Origin of the sequence: Megasphaera cerevisiae DSM 20462 (assembly GCF_001045675.1) — a bacterium.
In the GTDB taxonomy this organism is placed as follows: domain Bacteria; phylum Bacillota; class Negativicutes; order Veillonellales; family Megasphaeraceae; genus Megasphaera; species Megasphaera cerevisiae.
Genome location: NZ_LEKT01000061.1, coordinates 1 through 17,946, shown reverse-complemented (window position 1 = coordinate 17,946; position 17,946 = coordinate 1). Strand labels below are relative to the sequence as shown.

20 protein-coding genes and 1 pseudogene are annotated in these 17,946 nt (G+C 41.6%); 8 read left to right on the top strand and 13 right to left on the bottom strand.

The features are described 5' to 3' along the window. Positions 1 to 390: 390 nt before the first annotated feature. Positions 391 to 921 carry an LOG family protein gene (locus AB840_RS13315; protein ID WP_048515335.1) on the bottom strand — a complete coding sequence of 177 codons (531 nt, stop codon included), beginning with the start codon at positions 919 to 921 and terminating at the stop codon, positions 391 to 393. 295 nt (positions 922 to 1,216) lie between these two features. Here AB840_RS13315 and AB840_RS13310 point away from each other — a divergent pair, with 295 nt between their 5' ends. Then, the gene (locus AB840_RS13310) at positions 1,217 to 1,810 is read left to right on the top strand and encodes a nitroreductase family protein (RefSeq protein ID WP_048515338.1); all 594 of its coding nucleotides are present in this window, start codon (positions 1,217 to 1,219) and stop codon (positions 1,808 to 1,810) included. A gap of 338 nt (positions 1,811 to 2,148) precedes the next feature. On the opposite strand, the gene AB840_RS13305 is transcribed toward AB840_RS13310, so the two are convergent. Continuing rightward, entirely contained in the window at positions 2,149 to 2,817 is a 669-nt protein-coding gene (locus AB840_RS13305; RefSeq protein ID WP_048515334.1) for an NAD(P)H-dependent oxidoreductase, read from the bottom strand. Between the two features lie 161 nt (positions 2,818 to 2,978). Further along, positions 2,979 to 4,262, bottom strand: a complete 1,284-nt coding sequence (locus tag AB840_RS13300; RefSeq protein WP_048515333.1) for an aspartate aminotransferase family protein — start codon at positions 4,260 to 4,262, stop codon at positions 2,979 to 2,981. 238 nt (positions 4,263 to 4,500) lie between these two features. On the opposite strand from AB840_RS13300, the gene AB840_RS13295 reads away from it, so the two are divergent. Beyond that, complete coding sequence (locus AB840_RS13295) at positions 4,501 to 5,274, top strand: AraC family transcriptional regulator (protein ID WP_048515332.1); 774 nt, start codon at positions 4,501 to 4,503, stop codon at positions 5,272 to 5,274. 137 nt (positions 5,275 to 5,411) lie between these two features. Here the strand turns inward: AB840_RS13295 and AB840_RS13290 are convergent, their stop codons facing one another. The 3 genes from AB840_RS13290 to AB840_RS13280 form a co-directional block, all read right to left on the bottom strand. Beyond that, positions 5,412 to 6,779 carry an MATE family efflux transporter gene (locus AB840_RS13290; RefSeq protein WP_048515331.1) on the bottom strand — a complete coding sequence of 456 codons (1,368 nt, stop codon included), beginning with the start codon at positions 6,777 to 6,779 and terminating at the stop codon, positions 5,412 to 5,414. 149 nt (positions 6,780 to 6,928) lie between these two features. Further along, positions 6,929 to 7,441 (bottom strand): ferritin, encoded by a 513-nt coding sequence (locus AB840_RS13285; protein ID WP_048515330.1) that lies wholly within the window; start codon positions 7,439 to 7,441, stop codon positions 6,929 to 6,931. Between the two features lie 127 nt (positions 7,442 to 7,568). Beyond that, complete coding sequence (locus AB840_RS13280) at positions 7,569 to 8,495, bottom strand: hypothetical protein (RefSeq protein WP_048515329.1); 927 nt, start codon at positions 8,493 to 8,495, stop codon at positions 7,569 to 7,571. A gap of 360 nt (positions 8,496 to 8,855) precedes the next feature. On the opposite strand from AB840_RS13280, the gene AB840_RS13275 reads away from it, so the two are divergent. Together AB840_RS13275 and ygiD are read left to right on the top strand one after the other, a co-directional pair. Beyond that, entirely contained in the window at positions 8,856 to 9,455 is a 600-nt protein-coding gene (locus AB840_RS13275; protein ID WP_053078193.1) for a phospholipase D family nuclease, read from the top strand. 183 nt (positions 9,456 to 9,638) lie between these two features. Continuing rightward, positions 9,639 to 10,409 carry a 4,5-DOPA-extradiol-dioxygenase gene (gene ygiD, locus AB840_RS13270; protein ID WP_048515328.1) on the top strand — a complete coding sequence of 257 codons (771 nt, stop codon included), beginning with the start codon at positions 9,639 to 9,641 and terminating at the stop codon, positions 10,407 to 10,409. A gap of 156 nt (positions 10,410 to 10,565) precedes the next feature. Here ygiD and AB840_RS13265 read toward each other — a convergent pair whose 3' ends face one another. The 4 genes from AB840_RS13265 to AB840_RS13250 all read right to left on the bottom strand — a co-directional run bounded on the left by AB840_RS13265 (position 10,566) and on the right by AB840_RS13250 (position 13,664). After that, positions 10,566 to 11,774: an MFS transporter gene (locus AB840_RS13265; RefSeq protein WP_048515327.1), complete on the bottom strand. Its 1,209-nt coding sequence runs from the start codon at positions 11,772 to 11,774 to the stop codon at positions 10,566 to 10,568. A gap of 96 nt (positions 11,775 to 11,870) precedes the next feature. After that, positions 11,871 to 12,779 carry a LysR family transcriptional regulator gene (locus AB840_RS13260; protein WP_048515336.1) on the bottom strand — a complete coding sequence of 303 codons (909 nt, stop codon included), beginning with the start codon at positions 12,777 to 12,779 and terminating at the stop codon, positions 11,871 to 11,873. Between the two features lie 29 nt (positions 12,780 to 12,808). Next, positions 12,809 to 13,264, bottom strand: a complete 456-nt coding sequence (locus tag AB840_RS13255) for a GNAT family N-acetyltransferase (protein WP_048515326.1) — start codon at positions 13,262 to 13,264, stop codon at positions 12,809 to 12,811. A 64-nt stretch (positions 13,265 to 13,328) separates the two neighbouring features. Then, positions 13,329 to 13,664, bottom strand: a complete 336-nt coding sequence (locus AB840_RS13250; protein ID WP_048515325.1) for a winged helix-turn-helix transcriptional regulator — start codon at positions 13,662 to 13,664, stop codon at positions 13,329 to 13,331. Positions 13,665 to 13,851: 187 nt separating this feature from the next. Between AB840_RS13250 and AB840_RS13245 the strand changes: the two genes are divergently transcribed. Both AB840_RS13245 and AB840_RS13240 read left to right on the top strand, forming a co-directional pair. Then, entirely contained in the window at positions 13,852 to 14,514 is a 663-nt protein-coding gene (locus AB840_RS13245) for a flavodoxin family protein (RefSeq protein ID WP_048515324.1), read from the top strand. A gap of 27 nt (positions 14,515 to 14,541) precedes the next feature. After that, complete coding sequence (locus AB840_RS13240; RefSeq protein WP_200809884.1) at positions 14,542 to 15,354, top strand: nitroreductase family protein; 813 nt, start codon at positions 14,542 to 14,544, stop codon at positions 15,352 to 15,354. A gap of 62 nt (positions 15,355 to 15,416) precedes the next feature. Here AB840_RS13240 and AB840_RS13235 read toward each other — a convergent pair whose 3' ends face one another. The 3 genes from AB840_RS13235 to AB840_RS13225 all read right to left on the bottom strand — a co-directional run bounded on the left by AB840_RS13235 (position 15,417) and on the right by AB840_RS13225 (position 17,390). Next, a complete protein-coding gene (locus tag AB840_RS13235) occupies positions 15,417 to 15,698 on the bottom strand; it encodes a hypothetical protein (protein ID WP_143742691.1) in 282 nt (93 codons plus the stop codon). Between the two features lie 33 nt (positions 15,699 to 15,731). Continuing rightward, the gene (locus AB840_RS13230; RefSeq protein ID WP_048515321.1) at positions 15,732 to 16,490 is read right to left on the bottom strand and encodes a BMP family protein; all 759 of its coding nucleotides are present in this window, start codon (positions 16,488 to 16,490) and stop codon (positions 15,732 to 15,734) included. 93 nt (positions 16,491 to 16,583) lie between these two features. Beyond that, positions 16,584 to 17,390, bottom strand: coding sequence for an SDR family NAD(P)-dependent oxidoreductase (locus AB840_RS13225; RefSeq protein WP_048515320.1), 807 nt, complete (start codon positions 17,388 to 17,390; stop codon positions 16,584 to 16,586). A gap of 82 nt (positions 17,391 to 17,472) precedes the next feature. On the opposite strand from AB840_RS13225, the gene AB840_RS13220 reads away from it, so the two are divergent. Beyond that, positions 17,473 to 17,727, top strand: a complete 255-nt coding sequence (locus tag AB840_RS13220) for a MerR family transcriptional regulator (RefSeq protein WP_078791660.1) — start codon at positions 17,473 to 17,475, stop codon at positions 17,725 to 17,727. A gap of 70 nt (positions 17,728 to 17,797) precedes the next feature. After that, a pseudogene (locus AB840_RS16815) lies at positions 17,798 to 17,946 on the top strand (IS256 family transposase); the annotation flags it as partial.

Here is a 17,946-nt window from a genome sequence, read left to right as displayed (position 1 = left end):
CGTATTGTTTCTTATATACGTATTATTTTGTATTTATTATCTCTTTTTTATCTCGTAAAGTCAATAAAATTGCAGTAGTATGTTTCTTTCATATAATTTATTTGGCAATGATGATATTTAGTTATAATTTTCACTAGTTTTTTTTATGTTAAAAAAAGGCAGTTCCACAATAGTCCTATCAAAAAAAAGATGGGATCCAATTTTTCTGGATCCCATCTCTTTTTTTGCAATTTTTGCTTTGACAATCATACTTATTCTTAATTTTAAAAATAATTCCAGGAAGTCTCAGCCTTCCTGATCTCTGCGCTTCAATACTTTTTTTCATACTTCTTATAAATTTTTAACTTAATTTGCTATAAGGATACTACGTTTCTCTTATCAATATATCATCTAAAAAATGATATGTTCTATTTCAGCAATAGATTGTACAAATATTGCCTTTTCACGCCCCCTATGATTTAAAAAACCGGTTCCTACCATACGATCAAACATCTCTTCAAGAGGATCATAGTATCCGTGAATATTATAAAATATACACGGTTTATTGAACTGTCCCAAACGGACTGAAGAAACGGCTTCTGCGATTTCCTCCAGAGTACCCGGCCCGCCGGGCATTGCCAGGCAGGCATCACCTTCTTCCATCAGCTGTCGTTTTCGTTCGGCCATCGTATGGACCGTGATCAGTTGTGTAAGTCCTGTATGAGTCTCTTCTTTGGTCTTTAAAAAATCGGGAATAATTCCGACAACGGTTCCACCGCCAGACAATACTGCATCAGCGAGTATACCCATAATTCCTGTCTGCCCACCACCATATACCAGCGTAATATTACGCCCTGCCATCCATGTACCCAACGCAGCAGCCGTTTGTCCATATATATGGTCCTTTCCACTGCTGGCCCCACAAAAAACTGTCAAATTCATTATATCAATTCCTCCCTTTTTTATTCTATTATACCCCAGTATCTCGCCGCATTAACAGTATGACAAGTCTAAAAATCAAGCAACAAACATACTTATTACTCCTGATTTTACCCCATAAAAACGCAAGTCTGTTCGCAAGCATCTGTAGCTATATACCCACATTTCTTTCATAAGTAATTTGACACTAATTACTGAAAAAGCCTCCCTGATGCAGTATAATATGCATGTAGATACCAAGCATCATGAGAATACATCATGGCTGCATACTAATTTAAAATCAGAAGGAGCTGTATATATGTTATCCGCTATAACAAACAGACGCAGTATCAGACGCTATCAAAATCAACCAGTCCCCAAACATCTTATCGAGAAAATTATACAGGCGGGAATGCTGGCCCCATCCTCAAAAAACAGGCAGCCCTGGTTCTTTATTGTAACCGCTGGACCAGCAAAAAATGATATGCTTCTGGCTATGAGAAATGGATTGCTGCGGGAAAAAGAACATCCCTTTCTTGCTGAAAGCACCCAGCATCAATCAGGTGCTCTGCGTACTTTACAAATCATGGAGCAGGCACCTGTGGTCATTCTTGTCGTCAACTCCCTGGGTATAGATATTCGGCACCCACTCCATTCAGAAGACCGTATCTATGAAATCTGCAATGCCCAATCGATCGGTGCCGCGATGGAAAATATGACATTAACAGCATCTGATTTAGGTTTGGGAAGCTTGTGGATTTGTGACACCTATTTTGCTTATGACGAATTACAGCAATGGCTCAATCTAAGAGGAGAATTGACTGCAGCAATGGCATTAGGGTATGCTAACGAGTCTCCCGCTGCCAGACCCCGAAAAAACATGGACGAGATAGTCGAATGGCGTATAAAGTAACAGGAAGTATCTATACAGACGGTATCTCCCGATTATTCAGCAACCAGATAACAGACCATGATTCCGTCTCAGCACTGCATACGTTCAGGTGTGATACGTCAAGTCCCTTGGTAGCACCTCTTGCAACTACGCCTCAGATCATCATCTCCATATTTGATTGAATTATATGACAATGCGCAATATCGTCTTCCTATGCTGATATTTTTTTAGTGTTGAGTCATTACGTTTACATATTTTTTATGTTATCAGTCATACCTCACATTTAATACAAAAGCCTTGATGGCGTAATATATTCACACCATCAAGGCTTTCGTATATCTTGAAGTTGTTATTCTGCATTATTTAATCCATTGCACAGTATCATCCATTGCTTGTCTTGTTTTGCCTCTTGGATTTTTACTCCGATAGCCAAACCCAGCCATCACTGATACTCCAAAATGATCTAAATCGATAAGTTGTTCCTGCCCGAGTAATTCGTCTACCGCTCTTCGATTAAATCCTTCGATAGGGCACGAATCAATCCCCAGCAAGGCCGCTGTCGTAAGCATATTTCCTAATGCAATGTAGGTTTGCTTGCACGCCCAGTCAAACATAGCCCGATCACTTTCCAGTAATTCAAAATCATGGATCTGAAAATTTTCATATCCCTTGCGCCGTGTCTCCGCCATCGCATCGGGAATATGGTGTATATCCTTCAGCATTCGCATAATATAAGGTGAACTATATATCATATCTACTTTTCTTCTGGCCAGAATAATCAGTAAATGACTGGCACCGTCAATACTATTCTGTGCACCCCATGCGACAGGATACAGTTTTTTCTTCAACGCCGTATTTTGGACAATCAAAAATTTCCATGGCTCAAATCCAAACGAACTGGGAGACAACCGCCCGACTTCTAAAATAGTTCGTATATCTTCGTCAGATACCTGTTTCGACGGATCAAATTTTTTGCACGCATGTCTAAACTGAAACGCCTCCAAAATCATATCCTTTGTAGCACTCATGGCATACACCACCTTTTCCTTTTATTAGAGGTAGTATACCATATGTATCCGAAGAATAAAAGAAATTAAGTTGCGTTTTTATTTAATAATTTATATTATATAAAATTCAGCTAGACACGATAAAAGAAAACGCTGGATACCTGTCAGCAACACAATACTATTTATAACACAGGTTGCACTGCTGCAACCGCTTTTTCAAATATACGTAGCCCTTCATCCAGTGTATCAATAGTCACGTTCAGCGGCGCGGCAAAACGGATACCATTTCCTTCAACACCACAGGACAACGTCAGCATATGATTTTCCAAACATATGCGCTGTACGGCACGGCAGATATCTCCTGCAGGAGTCCCATCAGCATAACTGAACTCGCAAGCCAGCATCAGCCCCAGTCCTCGTACATCATATATGATCGGATATTTTTCTTTCAATTCCATGAGTCGGTTCTGGAGATAGGCCCCCGCTTCCCTGACATGCTCTAATATATGAAGCGCTTCAAACTGACGCAATACCTCACAGCCCGCTGCAGCACACACCGGATTGCCGCCGAACGTCGTTCCATGCATGCCGGCATGCCATTCTTCCATAATTTCCGGAGTAGAAACGACGGCACTCATAGGCAGTCCGCCGGCAATAGCTTTACCGATAGTCATAATATCAGGAATGATATCGAAATTTTCTCCTGCAAACATTTTCCCTGTACGTCCGTAACCGGATTGAATTTCATCAAAAATCAGTAAGATGCCATACTTTGTACAAATATCATGGACACCTTTCACAAATGATTTCGCAGGTACCACATATCCGCCCTCCCCCTGTATGGGTTCCATGAGTACAGCCGCAACAGTTTCCGGTGCTGCCAGATATTTCAAAGTATTTTCCAACTCCTTCAGGCAAAATGCCCCCCGCTGCTCTTCATTATATCGGTCAGGACATAAATCCCGGCTAGGATAGGGAGTAAAATAAACACCGCCCATCATGGGCTCACAATACTTGCGATATTTGGAATTGGACCCGGTAACGGATACAGCTCCCATCGTCCGACCATGAAAGGAACCTTTAAATGCAATAATGCCGGTCCGACCCGTATAAGCCCTAGCCAGTTTAATCGCACCATCCGTCGATTCTGCACCGCCATTAGAAAAAAAGACGGAATTTAAACGTCCCGGTGTCACGGCAGCCAGCTTTTTTGCTAACATCAAAGTCGTCGGAAAATTCATCACATTGAAAGACCCGTCAATTAATTTTCCACATTGTTCTTTGATTGCTTCTACGACAGGAGGATAACAATGCCCCAATGCATTGACAGCAATCCCTTGTACAAAATCTAAATACCGTTCTCCATCCACTGTCGTAATATAGCATCCCTGTCCTTTTTCAACAATTAAATCAGTTGCTTTGGCCAGTGCTGGGCTTAAATATTCTTTATAATCGTCAAATTTCATATAATATTTCCTCCTTTTCCATCTGATTAAATTATATCATTTTCATATTTGAATAAATTGTAAAAATGGGACTTTATGTTATATTTTAAATTATTTGCATTAATATATTTACATTTTTTTATTTCTATATTAATATATATTTATTATATGTCATTTTATCACATGCAGTATCTGTGATCCGGGCAAAGATGGGCAATTTTATACACAGGGTGATGCAATCTGCCAGGGAGGGATTTCCATGTTCAGGCAAACATATTATTTTGGCAACGATGTCACTTATCACGAAGTACCATCAATATACCCGTATATCGAATCGTATTTTGAAATCAGCAATCCCAAACAAAAAACCATCATGACAATTCCCGACTGCTGTTATGAACTCCATTTTTTCTACGACGAAAATTTGACCTATATTGCCGGAACTTCTCTGCGCGGAAGAGAATTAAAAATTCCGATTACCTCCCGGTGCTTCGGCATCCGCTTCCAACCCATGGTTGCACCTATGTATTTCAAACACGCACTCCATGAAATTATTGATTCCAACTATGAAATTACCCATCTGCATCCATTTGACACTATATTACGTTCACTGCATGCAGCAGCTACATTTGAAGAACGTATTGATCGATTCAACCAATCATTCTTCTATAATACCTCTGATTACCAAATGCACCCTTTAATCAACCATATGATACAGAAAATACAGAAAAAAAATTTTGACATCAAGGTTATTGATATGATAAAAGACAGTGGTTACAGCCAACGGCAGATCCGACGAATATTCAAGGATAATACGGGAATTTCCATCAAATTTTTTCTCAATGTATCTCGCATACAGCAGGCGATCTATTTGCTGAAATATGGCAATATTCATACCATAACCGATTTAGCAGGTGCATTGGGATTTTACGATCAGGCTCATTTCAACCATATCTTCAAAGAGTTCACATGCCGTAATCCTTCTGCCTTTTTATCAACAACTCCCATAACGCAAGATAACTGCAACTGTTAAAACGGTTGTCTTACAGTTAAAAATACACGTCCCGTCTTCATTACCAGAAGACAGACGTGCATTTTTTATATAAAGCTATACCTGATCTATGTCTTGCCGGTACTCTATCGTACCGTAAATTTCCGTATCCGCACTCGTTACGGCATATCGCTGTTAAGCTGTTTCATAAATATCTTATATGCCACGCATATAGCTGCGGCTGTCACAATCCAGCTGACAGGAAACACTATCATCAGTATTTCAAAGTCCATCTGAGTCTGAAATATCGTATATACCCAAGTAATACGGGTACCGCAAATACCAAAAAATGTGATAACAGCAGGAATAAGTGAATTGCCATACCCACGCATAGAGCCTGAAATAATTTCAATAACCGTATTAATCACTTCCAGCCCGGCAACATATTTCAGACGAATAAACCCCAGCGCTACAACAGCTCCATCCGTATTGAAAAGATGTAAAAGAGGTATGCCAAACCAGACAAGAAGCCCGCAGATCGCAGCAGAAAACAACAGATCCTGAATCATAGATATTTTCATAACCTGCCTGCATCGCTCCAGCTGCCGTGCACCATAATTTTGACTCGTAAAGGTAGTGCAAACCTGCCCGAAGGCATTAATAATAAAATAAGCAAAAATTTCAATATTAAAGGCCGCTGCCGATGCGGCCATCACATCGGCACCCAAGCTGTTAATAGCCGATTGAATACAAATATTGGACAATGAAAAAACCATTCCCTGCAATCCTGCGGGTACTCCAATCTGGAGCATCCGTTTCAATATTTTTTTATCAATGCGAAAATCCTGCATATGAACGGCAATGGTGGATTTACTGCGTCGTAAAAAATAAAAAAGCAAGCTTGAGCTAATCAGATTGGCAATAACAGTTCCTGTGGCAACACCATCAACAGTCATTCCCAGTTGGAGAATAAACGCCAAATTCAATACCACTTTTACCAGCCCGGATATGACAAGACAAATCAAAGGAGTCCGTGTATCTCCCTGACTTCTGAAAATAGATGACTCAAAGTTATATAAAAGAATAACCGGCATTCCTAACAAGTAGATCCGCAGATACATAACCGCCATATCCAATAATTCCGCAGGAACTGCCAGTGCGACCAGTAAAGGGCGCGTAATAAGTTCACCAATGACAGTCATGACCAGACCACATATCAGGGCGACCAACACTGCCGTATGAACGGCATCATGAACGCCCTTTTCATTTCTTTGTCCGATAAATCCAGCTATAACAACATTTGCTCCCAACGATATCCCAATAAATAAGCTTAATGTTGTCGCAATGATCGAGCTGTTACTGCCGACAGCCGCCATCGCCTCCTTGCCAACCAATTGCCCCAGCATAGCAATATCAGCTGCCATAAACAGCTGCTGCATAATACCGGTCAAAGCAAAAGGCAATGCCACAATAAGAATTTTATCCCACAGCGATCCGTGGAGCATATCAATTTTTCTGGTATATCTTCCTTTTATATATGCATTCATGTATTACATTGTACAATTTAGAGTTAACTCACGTCAAGTACAGCTTAGATTAAAATATTTCATAATGAAATATTTTAATCTCATACATGCAAAAAAATTCTGAAGAGATAAAATCTAGCCTCTACCTCTTCAGAACTTGTATCCTCTTCCTATAACGTCAGCGTCGGCGCCGTATAAACACGGGATGCCAATTCAGTATCCAGCAAATACAATCCTTTAGGATCCTTGCCGAACAAATCAAACTTTTTAATGACTGCCTCCGTATTTTTTTCTTCCTCTCCCTGTTCTTTTACAAACCAATCCAAAAATTGCATCGTCCGAAAATCTTTTTGTTCAAATGCTTCTGCGTAGATTTCATTGATAGACTGCGTAATAAATTGTTCGTGTTCAAACGCTTCCTGCAATGGTTCCCGAAAATCTTTGAAATCCGTATCGGGAGCCTTGATTTCCTTCAACTTAATTTTAATCCCATTATTCCAGAGATATTGCATAAACAACAATGCATGGTCTCGTTCTTCCTGCGTTTGAATATTGAACCAATTGGCAAATCCATCAAGATTTTCACTGGCATAATAATTATAAATGTCCAAATACAAATATGCAGAAAACCATTCCTTATTCACTTGTTCATCAAGCATTTTTACTAATTTTTTATTAATCATAATATATATCATCCTCCCGTTGTATTGTGAATTTTAACCGCATCTGCGGTCCTTGCTTTATTGATATCACTTTTACATATACTAGTCAAGAGCTGCCTTGTATTTATAACACACCAGGCTATCTTTATCATTTAGAAATATATTTCCGGATCAAAGATACTACGCCTTCCTGATATCCTTGCGTCTGCAGATCATACAAAAAACGCTTTTTTGCTGAATTTATAGCCACTGCATCTTTTTCCTGTACGCCTCCACGGCTATTTATAAAATGAAAGTTCTGTAATTTGATCGATGAAACGATGCCGCTGACCGTGTTGTACGTCACTATAGCCTTCATTTTATATCGATCGGTATGCGCATATTGCGGAGCTACTGTAGGAGAAATTGTACTAATAAGTTCCGCAGCAGCAGTTGCGGTTTCCCCTGTTTGTTTCAATACTGTTACAGTATCCCGCTTTACGTAAAAATTAACATCTGCACCTACCAATGGCTCTTTATTTGCTGCTTGCAACAGCGGCTCTACTTTGCTGTATCCATCACTTAAATAGAAATCTCCAGCTTTATTCGCCGTTCGTAATTCATAATTCTTTATATTTCTGTAGATTGCCTCAGCATCAAAATCATAATAGCAATCTTTGGTATTTTTATTGTTAGCCGGCATTGTGCCAGTATATTGTGATTTCAACGTCCTTGTCATATTAACCTTTTTAGTGTTCTTATTTACTGCAATATAACCATCATATTCATCAATTCCCACCACGAAAGTACCATTCTGCCAATCTAAAGGACTCGTCGCATCAAAATCCTTATAGTTTTCCACATATAATTTAACCTTTACATTTTCAATAGTACTGGGATTATCTCTTGTTTGCATAGATGTAATAGAATCAAAATCAGCAAAAACTACTTGATTATCATCTGTTTCTACAACTCGATACCTACTGGCATTATCCACCAGAGTCTGTACATCCATGGCCGCACTCACTCCGGAAATGCCAATTAAAAAGGTTCCCGCCATCATACACTTTATACATAATTGCTGAATTATATTCATCTCATCAAACTCCTTTGCAACAAATAAAAATATCATATCACTACATAGCGCCCTATCTTTATTAATAACAATTATTACATGAAAGTTTTATTTTGTCAACTTAAAGCAGCTATGCTTTATCCATACACGGATACACCTAAAAAATATTCACAAGATATTTATCCTCTTTCCCGGTCAGTGAATGCTATCCAAAAAATTATCAAAAAATACATTTTTTATTTGATAATTTTACGATACGGATTATAATAAGAAAAAGTCTATGCCAATGCTTCTTATACTTTATTAAATATCCATTACTTAGACTCTTCGCAACCATTGGTATCATATACTGGCAAATACATAACAAAGAAGGCTTCCCTTATGCTGAAAAAAAGAATCGTGCTGCTGCTGACATTAACACTAGGCTTTGCCGGACATGACATAAATACGAATGCCGCAACGTCAGACATACCCGTATTACCACCTGCTATCCATACACCGCACACGATCCCGGCAACAGGAACAATGGAGGTTGCTTTCAGCCCCAACGGCGGTGCGGCTGAAACAGTCATTAATGCCATCACCGAAGCAAAAACAGATATACGTGTACAGGCATATCTGTTTTCCTATGCGCCCATTGCGCAAGCATTAGCAGATGCGCAAAACCGCGGCATCCAAGTCCGCATCATTTTAGACAAAAACCAGAAAACATCGACGCATTCTTCCGTCAATTTTTTTACAGCACATCATATCCCAACCAAATTTGATGAATCGTTTCATACCGCTCATAATAAAATCATAATCATCGACGACAATACAGTCATTACCGGATCATTTAACTTTATTAAAACAGCCGAAGAAAAAAATGCAGAAAATGTCCTGATTATTCGAGGCAATAAAAAATTGGCCGATCTGTATATTAAAAATTGGGAATGGCGATGGAAAAATAGCGTTGCCGTGTTCCCCATAGATCATACATAACTAAATCACCGCCACTGCACATTCATATTTTCTTTTGATCATACCCCAATAATGTAACCGGCTATTCACAAAGGACATCAGATATGCCCCTTGATATTACTTATCGTTTTATATTGCGTCCGTCAGAAAACCCGTATATACTTTAAATAGATAAAAAAATTCACACCACAGGAGGGTACCTATATGATATCAAAAATGCCACTGCTATTTGTAGGCCACGGCTCACCAATGAATGCGATTGAAGACAGCCCGTACCGAGACGCTTGGCATACTATGGGCCAGCAGTTGAAAAAGCCCAAGGCCATTGCGGCGATTTCCGCACATTGGTTCCGAAAAGGGCAGCGTATCCGTACGGCAGCGGAAAATGAACAAATTTATGATATGTATGGATTTCCTGATGAACTATATCAAATCAAATATCAACCTGCCGGCAGCCCTCAAATTGCAGAAGAAATTCTTGCCTCATTGGGCGGCGAAATTGCCATCGATAATACCTGGGGCATCGACCACGGTATCTGGTCCGTGCTGGTAAACATGTATCCGGAGGCAGATATCCCGGTTATCATGCTAAGCATTGACGCCAACAAAACGCCACAGGAACAATTAGCATTAGGACAAAAACTATCTTTCCTGCGAGATGAAGGAATTATGCTTCTTGCCAGCGGCAATATTGTACACAATTTAGCTCTCATAAGCTGGAATATGTCTCATGGCTATGATTGGGCTGAAAAGTTTGATACATACATCAAAAGCTGCATCTTAAATCGGGATTTTTCCGGTGCAGCCAATTATCAATCCAGTGGACTAGCTTACCAAAAAGCGATTCCGATGCCGGATCATTTTGATCCTCTTCTGGTTGCTCTGGGCGCTGTCAGAGAGGATGATGCTATTACCGTATGGAATGAAGGCTGTGTCATGGGTTCCTTATCCATGACCTCTTACTTATTCAAATAAGTTGTCTCTATTCGTTACTGCATAATATAATATATTCTAACTAATTGACAATATTCCCTGCCCATGCAGTTCTATACAGCTGCGCAGCAATAAGGCTGCCGTAATCGGAAAACTTTCCCACGTTACGGCAGCCTTTATTTATTATAACTTGACACGCTAATTTCCCTTGGAACAAATAACAGGTTGTCCCATTTTCCAAGCTTTGCGCCCATACAGGGCATAATATAAAACAAAACAAATGACAGCAATTGTTCCTGCCACGACATATAAATCGGCGAAAGATAATACAGTCTGCAAGCACCCTAATACATACGGGCCAACGCCAATGCCCAGATCCAAGGCTACGAAATATGTAGATAAGGCTACACTTACCCGATGAGGCGGCGTCAGCTTAATGCAGACTGCCTGCCCATTGGACATAAACGTCCCATATCCCAAACCTACAAATACGCCTGCCAGCAAAAGAACAAACGCGGTTGAAGTAATGCTCAGCAAGTACAACCCCACCGCCAGACAGATATAGCAGGGATATAAGACATAATTTTCTCCCTTGCGGTCAAAAATAATTCCCGTTACCGGACGAGTCAGCGTAATAACTACCGCATATACGACGAAGAAGAAGGTACTGGCTTGTACCAGATGAATTTCCCGGGCGTACGCTGCTAAAAAGGTAAGTACACTGGAATAGGAAAACCCCATAAGAAATCCGATGGCCGATATGACCCATACCCTTTTTTCCACATAATTATCCAATGCATAGTCCTTCATATGCTGGCGCTGTTCATTGGTCAGTTCCATTTCATCGACATGCAAAAGAATACAGCCGCCAACACACAAGACGACTAAAATTGCGCACATGATAATAATGTCTGTGAAATTGACCAGCAACATCAACACCATTCCCAAAAACGGCCCAATTGCAGCGGCCAAACTTGTACTCAGGCCATAATAATTGATTCCTTCTCCCCGTTTCTGCACAGGAATACAGCTGGCAATAATTGTATTCGTCGCTGTCGACACAATACCATATGCCATCCCATTTAAAAATCGGACGCCATACATAAAAGCTAAATTAGGAATATAAAAATACATCAAGGTCGTGACTAAATAAAATAAAATTCCGCCATACAGCGATTTCTTACGTCCGTACAATTCAATGCTCTTGCCCCACTGCAAACGGGCCAGTAATGTACCGACAATAAAAATACCAGAAGCCAGACCGGCTTCGCTCAAAGACGCATTCAGCTGATCTTTGGCAACGACCGCAATGATGACCATCAGTAAATAATAAATCAAATACACGACGAAGTTAATTCCTGTATCAAGCAGGAAATCCTTATTCCATAAGGTTTGCTGTTCCTTCATCTCAAATCCCATCTCCTATCAACGTGATAGTGTTATTGTATACGCAGGAGACGGCTTTGTATAATGAAAAAATACGATCCCTGTCATAAATCTAATTCATGTTAGACTATCGGGATCAAGATGATATGTAGTACGAATATACTCAATAAAAATCTGTATTTGAGCATATTTAGGATTCTGCCGTTTATATAACAGATAGCAGGGAACTTGTATCTGCGGGTCCAGCTCATACCAGCCATGCACCACTCCCATAGCCTGTAAAAATCGCCGCGGCAGAACCGCTCCAATACGGTTTTGCTGACAATACTGCATAATAGCATACGGTGTAGAAAACCAAGCCTGCACTTGCAGCGCCGTCGATGTTTGACCGGCAAAATATTGTTCCAGATAGAGATTCATCAAATACTGCGGCGAATACTGTGCCAATGGCTGTGAAGCTGCCTCTTTTGCCGTAACACGAGTCCCTGAAATATCCAGACGGGGAGCATAGTATACAAGCTCATCCTTACACACTAACACCTTTTCATAGCCTGTAATATCCATCTGCGGCAAATAAAATGTAGAGATAATGTCCACACGATCCTGTGACAGTTCTTCCAACAGCTGCCGTGCCTCCAGATTATACACACTAAGTACAATCTCTCTGTGATATTTTTGAAAATATGCCAGATGCCGGTTCATCAATACATCTCCTAAAGACAGCATGGTGCCCACCGTAACAGTGACTGTTTCACTATGCCGGCTTCGCAGGTCATACAAGCTTTGCTCCAGCTCCTGCATGACCGCCGTCACCTGCTGAAGAAATTGCTCCCCGGCTTCCGTCAGATCACTGCCCCTGTTGGAACGGGTAATCAACTGGACTCCGACTAGTTCCTCCATTTTTTTCATTTGAAAACTGAAAGCAGACTGCGTAATATTGGCAGCTTTGGCCGCCGCTGTAAAATTGCGATATTTCCCGTATAAAATAAAATTTTCCAACTGTTGAATACTTGGTAACTCATCCATAATTCGCTCTGATACCACCCATCCTGTAATCATCGCATTTGCTTTTCCAATACATACTGTACCAACATGACACCGCGCCGGCAGACCTGCCGTTCCCGAATAACACGATATCCCCGGTCCACAAAAAAAGGCAACGCGGTAATGGAAGCATACGTCACAATTTCAGATGCCTTCACGCGTTTCTCCAGCTCATCACATATAGCCGAAGCTATTCCGCATCTTTGATAAGACTCATGCACAAATAATCTGTCAAAATATCCAGTCGGGTCCATATCACCAAACCCGACAATCTGTTCTCCTACAACAGCTACTACCGTATCATGGGCTGATAATACGGCATCCCACGCTAAACGATCTACGTGTCCCGAAGCCCATGCATTCAATTGTAATTGCGTATAATCTGCAGCATTAATCGTATGAACCGTACGATAAAATATATCCAATATCTCCCGGCAATCCGATGATCTATAGTTTCGGATAATCATATCAAATTACCTCCATAAAATGGTTTCCGCTATAAAACCATTCTGTAATTCATCTGCGGCCCCCTTATTTTTTCTCAACAACCGGCTTATTGGCCGCCCCCCATTCGGCCATTTGCTGTAATATGGGAATAAGCGTTCTGCCCTTTTCAGTCAGAGAATATTCCACCTTAGGGGGAACCTGATGATACTCCCTGCGTAAAATCAAATGCGCTACCTCCAGCTCCTTTAGCTGCTGGCTCAGCATCTTATGGGTAATATGAGGAATATGTCGTTTCAGTTCCCCATAACGCAATATTTTATTATCCCATAGCTTGTAAAGAATGAGCCATTTCCACTTTCCGCCAACGATAGCCAGCGTATACGTCACAGAACAGCTGCATTCCTCGGGTATCCACCTCATAAATACTCTCCTTTTATATAGTATCTACCTAAAAAGTGCATACTTCACTTTTTATATAAATGATATACAATGATAAAAGAAAAAGCAAGCCATTGTTTGCACATATATGGCGTTTGTACAGAAGGGCGCTTTACCGGCAACCACTGTTCCTACAAAAAGTCTATAACAAAATCAGGAGGAATACACTATGAAAATACTAGCTGTTAACGGCAGCCCAAGAAAAAATTGTAATACAGCCACACTCTTAAAGCACGCGCTGCAAGGTGCCGCTATGCAGGGAGCTGAAACAGAATGGGTCCAGCTGTATAGCTGCAACTACAAAGGATGCTCCAGCTGCTTCGCTTGTAAACTGAAAGGCGGTAAAAGCTATGGGCACTGCGCCTGGAAAGATGATCTTACACCCATTCTCAAACAAATCGCAGAAGCAGATGCGCTCCTTATCGGCTCACCCATATACTTTGGCGACGTGACAGGGGCAACACGATCCTTTCTCGAACGCTTGTTGTTTCCCTATACAGTATATGATACTAACTATTCTACATTATTCTCCAAAAAACTTCCTGTCGGCTTTATATACACGATGAACGTCGACGAACAAACGCTTGCCGCAGTAGGATATAAGGACTACCTGACCTTGACAGAAAAAACCGTTGAACGAATTTTGGGCCCAGCAACATCATTATACGTCACGGACACGTATCAATTTTCCGATTATTCCCGATATATAGCCCCACGCTTCAACGAAGCAGAAAAAGCTTCAAGACGGAAGGAAGAATTTCCGAGGGACTGTCAAAAAGCCTTTGATATGGGGCGCACTCTCATTCATCAAGCCAGCACGCTCGTGCCTTAATTTATCATCAATTCAAAAAGGAGTCAAATGATGAGTCTGATCCACATAAATCAAAAAAAATGTACCGCCTGCGGACTTTGTATCGAAGTCTGTCCCAACATTTTAAACATGGGAGAAAACGGGCCGCAGGAAACATATCCAGATCTTTGTATCGCCTGCGGACAATGTGTTGCCGTATGTCCCCAAGCAGCTTTAAACAATACGCTGACACCCCTGCCTGCTCAAATTGCTATAGATAAAGAAAGGCTCCCTGATGCGTCCGCTGCTGCTCAACTGCTGCGATCCCGCCGCTCTATACGCCATTACCGGCAACCAGCTGTCCCTAAACAGCAACTATCGAAATTGCTCAATATAGCCCGCTTTGCTCCGACCGCAGGAAACAGACAAGGCGTGTCCTATATCATCGTAGGAAGTAAATCCATTCTCAAAAAGGCAACAGCACGAACTATTGACTGGATGAAGTTACAATCTGGCGGGCATACAGCGATTGAGCGCAGCTTTGCCAAACATATCAAAATCTATGAAGAAAGCGGAACAGATGTTATTTTACGAAATGCCCCGCAGCTTATATTGGCAGTTACAGTCAAAGGCATGCCTCGCGGCCGTGAAAACACAATTTTTTCCCTTGCCTATTTGGAACTATACGCTCCGTCTCTGGGCCTGGGAACCTGCTGGGCCGGGCTTTTAGAAATGTGCATGCAGGATCACTATCAGCCTTTGCTGAATATATTTTCACTCCCGTCAGACAAAGAAATCACCGGTGCCGTCATGGTCGGATATCCCAAATACCATTATCAGCGACTACCAGACAGAGCTCCTCTCGATGTTTCTTGGCTATAATAATATACAAAAATACAACATACTGCCGGCACGCACAATATGCGTCCGGCAGTATGTTGTATCTATTTTTTCTTTTGATTCTTGACTTCCTGACTGACAAATATATTGTGCACAGGATCAAATTCCTGCCCAGTATACACTATATGGATCGTCACTTCACCGGAAAGCACCTTTTTCTGCAGTGCCGTCATTTTTTCAACAACGGCAACGGGAACATCCTTTGATACAGCCAGACGGACGATAGCCGGATTTTCCAATCCGATCTCAATAATACGGCCATCTGTAAACACTCCTGACGTATAATCCCGGGCCGCACTAAACACGGCCTCACTGGAATCTGCCACGGCCGAACCAATAAATACAGGAGACTGTGTTGTCTAATCCATAACATTGCCAATCTCCTTCACGCTGCCCTTGGTTTGGGAAATGACATCCGTAACGCCGCCCCGACCGCCATTCAGCATCGTATAAATAATATCGCAGCCTGCTTGAATCTGCGCCTTGGCAGCAGTTCCGTTAATAGCCTTGTCATCCAGGTTCCCCGTAAAGGTAGAATAAAATTGCGCTTTCGGGTTCGCGTACATCAAACCATCATAGAATGCCGCACGCGCTTGCAGCCCCGGTTTAGGCCAAGCACCGGAAATATGCCCTACCTTACCCGACTTTGTCATATAACCGGCCAACGCGCCTGCCAAAAACGCGGATTGCTCCTGATCTACAGTATAGCTGCTCACATTCAAACCTTTGACATTACCTTGAATAACAGCAAACTGAATCTGAGAAAATTCCTTGCTGACAATCGAAACAGGTTCATTCATCTGTCCGCCATGAGCAATAATCAGCTTGGGCCCCTGCTGAGCCAATTTTTGCAGTTCTGCCGTCAGGACCGCTGCATCAGACGTAGCCGACACATCAGAAACGCACTGAATATTCGTTGTAATGTGCTGCGCAATACGCTGGTACCCTCGATAGCCCGCTTCCATAAAACCGTTATCATAGGCATTCCCCGGCAAAAGAACAGCTATTTCAGCAGGAACACTCATATCTGATCTCGCCGTCTCCACCGTTGCAGCATATCCAGCCATAGGCATACACACCGCTGCAAACAAACAAAGTATAGCATTTTTTACACTCATACATAAACCTCCTGTTTTCCTCCATGACTAAAATAATATGTTTCTCTATACATTATATGGAAAGTAAAGGGCATAAGACAAGTATATCTTTCTTTATTTTATATTCTTATCCATAAACTGCTGGTTACTTGCCGACGATCCGGCATACGAAAAAAGAGGTCCACATAGCTTGAATTGAAACGTTTCCCGATCTACAACTCCCACCACCCGGTCACTGTCATATAATTCCAGCAGGAAGCCGGCCATCTGCCGGCTCGTATGATATCGACTAAAGGAGACATCATAATCATATTCGCAAACACCATTGGCTACGCAGCCAAATTCCGTTTGCGTAGCTGCTGGTGCCAGCACCTTGGCTTGCATCGGTTTCTGTGCCTCTTGCAATTCATGAGCCAGCCCTTCCGTAAAAGCACTGACATAAAACTTTGCAGCACAATATGTAACCGCATTCGGAACAATTGTATAGCCGCCCGCAGAGGAAACGTTAATAAGCTGTGTTCCTGCTACATCACAATACTCACGAACAAATAGAGACGATAAAATAGTAAGTGCTTCTATATTCAGATGCACCATAGTTGTAATTTTCTCCAACTCCTGCTGTGCAACGCTGGCATAATTTCCAAAACCGGCATTATTGACCCAGGTTTCCAGCGGATATTGCTTCAGATCATCATAGAGCTGATGCGCCTGTCCTAAAACAGATATATCAGCTTCATGAACAACGACCTTCAGATCAGGATGGTGCCGCAATAGTTCATCCTGCAGCATTTTCAGCCGATGCCGCCGCCGGGCAATGATAATCAGATTTTTGCCACGGGCCGCAAATGCACGGGCCGTTTCATATCCAATTCCCGAACTGGCGCCGGTAATAACGGTATAAGCTTTTGATTTTTCTATCATTTGAATTCTCCCCTTTCGTGCTGTATACTAAAATAATACAATGTAGAGCGTACTCTACGTCAAGAAAGGAGATCTGATTTTTTTGGATTATTCAATCGGAGAATTTTCAAAACGTACCGGCCTGGGAATTCACACACTACGTTACTACGAGCAGGAAAATCTGATTCTTCCTGCTCGAAACAACAACAACCGCCGTCGATATCGTGAGGCCGACCTCGCTTGGATCGATTTCATCAAACGCCTCAAAGCAACCGGCATGCCCATCAAAAAGATCAAACAATATGCAGCCTTACGGGCTGCCGGCAATGATAGAGTACAATTAAGTTCGCAAAAGTAAAAAAAAGGAAAAAGCCATCAAAACTCCGAAAAGGTAAGTAGCGAGCAAACCAATAAGGAGTGAACAAATGATGGCTCACCTAAATTCTACCGTATCTTTTGAAAAAATGCTAATGAAATTTATATCAGAGGAAGATCCGATGCAATCTATGCTCAAATGGCTCTGTGAACGTCTCATGGAAGTTGAAGTAGAAAGTAAGCTTTGTGCCGAGAAATCAGA

Bases quoted from the DNA above. Each gene is read 5' to 3' on its own strand.
- AB840_RS13315 (WP_048515335.1), bottom strand. From the start codon at position 921: ATGAATTTGACAGTTTTTTGTGGGGCCAGCAGTGGAAAGGACCATATA.
- AB840_RS13310 (WP_048515338.1), top strand. From the start codon at position 1,217: ATGTTATCCGCTATAACAAACAGACGCAGTATCAGACGCTATCAAAAT.
- AB840_RS13305 (WP_048515334.1), bottom strand. From the start codon at position 2,817: ATGAGTGCTACAAAGGATATGATTTTGGAGGCGTTTCAGTTTAGACAT.
- AB840_RS13300 (WP_048515333.1), bottom strand. From the start codon at position 4,262: ATGAAATTTGACGATTATAAAGAATATTTAAGCCCAGCACTGGCCAAA.
- AB840_RS13295 (WP_048515332.1), top strand. From the start codon at position 4,501: ATGTTCAGGCAAACATATTATTTTGGCAACGATGTCACTTATCACGAA.
- AB840_RS13290 (WP_048515331.1), bottom strand. From the start codon at position 6,779: ATGAATGCATATATAAAAGGAAGATATACCAGAAAAATTGATATGCTC.
- AB840_RS13285 (WP_048515330.1), bottom strand. From the start codon at position 7,441: ATGATTAATAAAAAATTAGTAAAAATGCTTGATGAACAAGTGAATAAG.
- AB840_RS13280 (WP_048515329.1), bottom strand. From the start codon at position 8,495: ATGAATATAATTCAGCAATTATGTATAAAGTGTATGATGGCGGGAACC.
- AB840_RS13275 (WP_053078193.1), top strand. From the start codon at position 8,856: ATGCTGAAAAAAAGAATCGTGCTGCTGCTGACATTAACACTAGGCTTT.
- ygiD (WP_048515328.1), top strand. From the start codon at position 9,639: ATGATATCAAAAATGCCACTGCTATTTGTAGGCCACGGCTCACCAATG.
- AB840_RS13265 (WP_048515327.1), bottom strand. From the start codon at position 11,774: ATGAAGGAACAGCAAACCTTATGGAATAAGGATTTCCTGCTTGATACA.
- AB840_RS13260 (WP_048515336.1), bottom strand. From the start codon at position 12,779: ATGGATGAGTTACCAAGTATTCAACAGTTGGAAAATTTTATTTTATAC.
- AB840_RS13255 (WP_048515326.1), bottom strand. From the start codon at position 13,264: ATGATTATCCGAAACTATAGATCATCGGATTGCCGGGAGATATTGGAT.
- AB840_RS13250 (WP_048515325.1), bottom strand. From the start codon at position 13,664: ATGAGGTGGATACCCGAGGAATGCAGCTGTTCTGTGACGTATACGCTG.
- AB840_RS13245 (WP_048515324.1), top strand. From the start codon at position 13,852: ATGAAAATACTAGCTGTTAACGGCAGCCCAAGAAAAAATTGTAATACA.
- AB840_RS13240 (WP_200809884.1), top strand. From the start codon at position 14,542: ATGATGAGTCTGATCCACATAAATCAAAAAAAATGTACCGCCTGCGGA.
- AB840_RS13230 (WP_048515321.1), bottom strand. From the start codon at position 16,490: ATGAGTGTAAAAAATGCTATACTTTGTTTGTTTGCAGCGGTGTGTATG.
- AB840_RS13225 (WP_048515320.1), bottom strand. From the start codon at position 17,390: ATGATAGAAAAATCAAAAGCTTATACCGTTATTACCGGCGCCAGTTCG.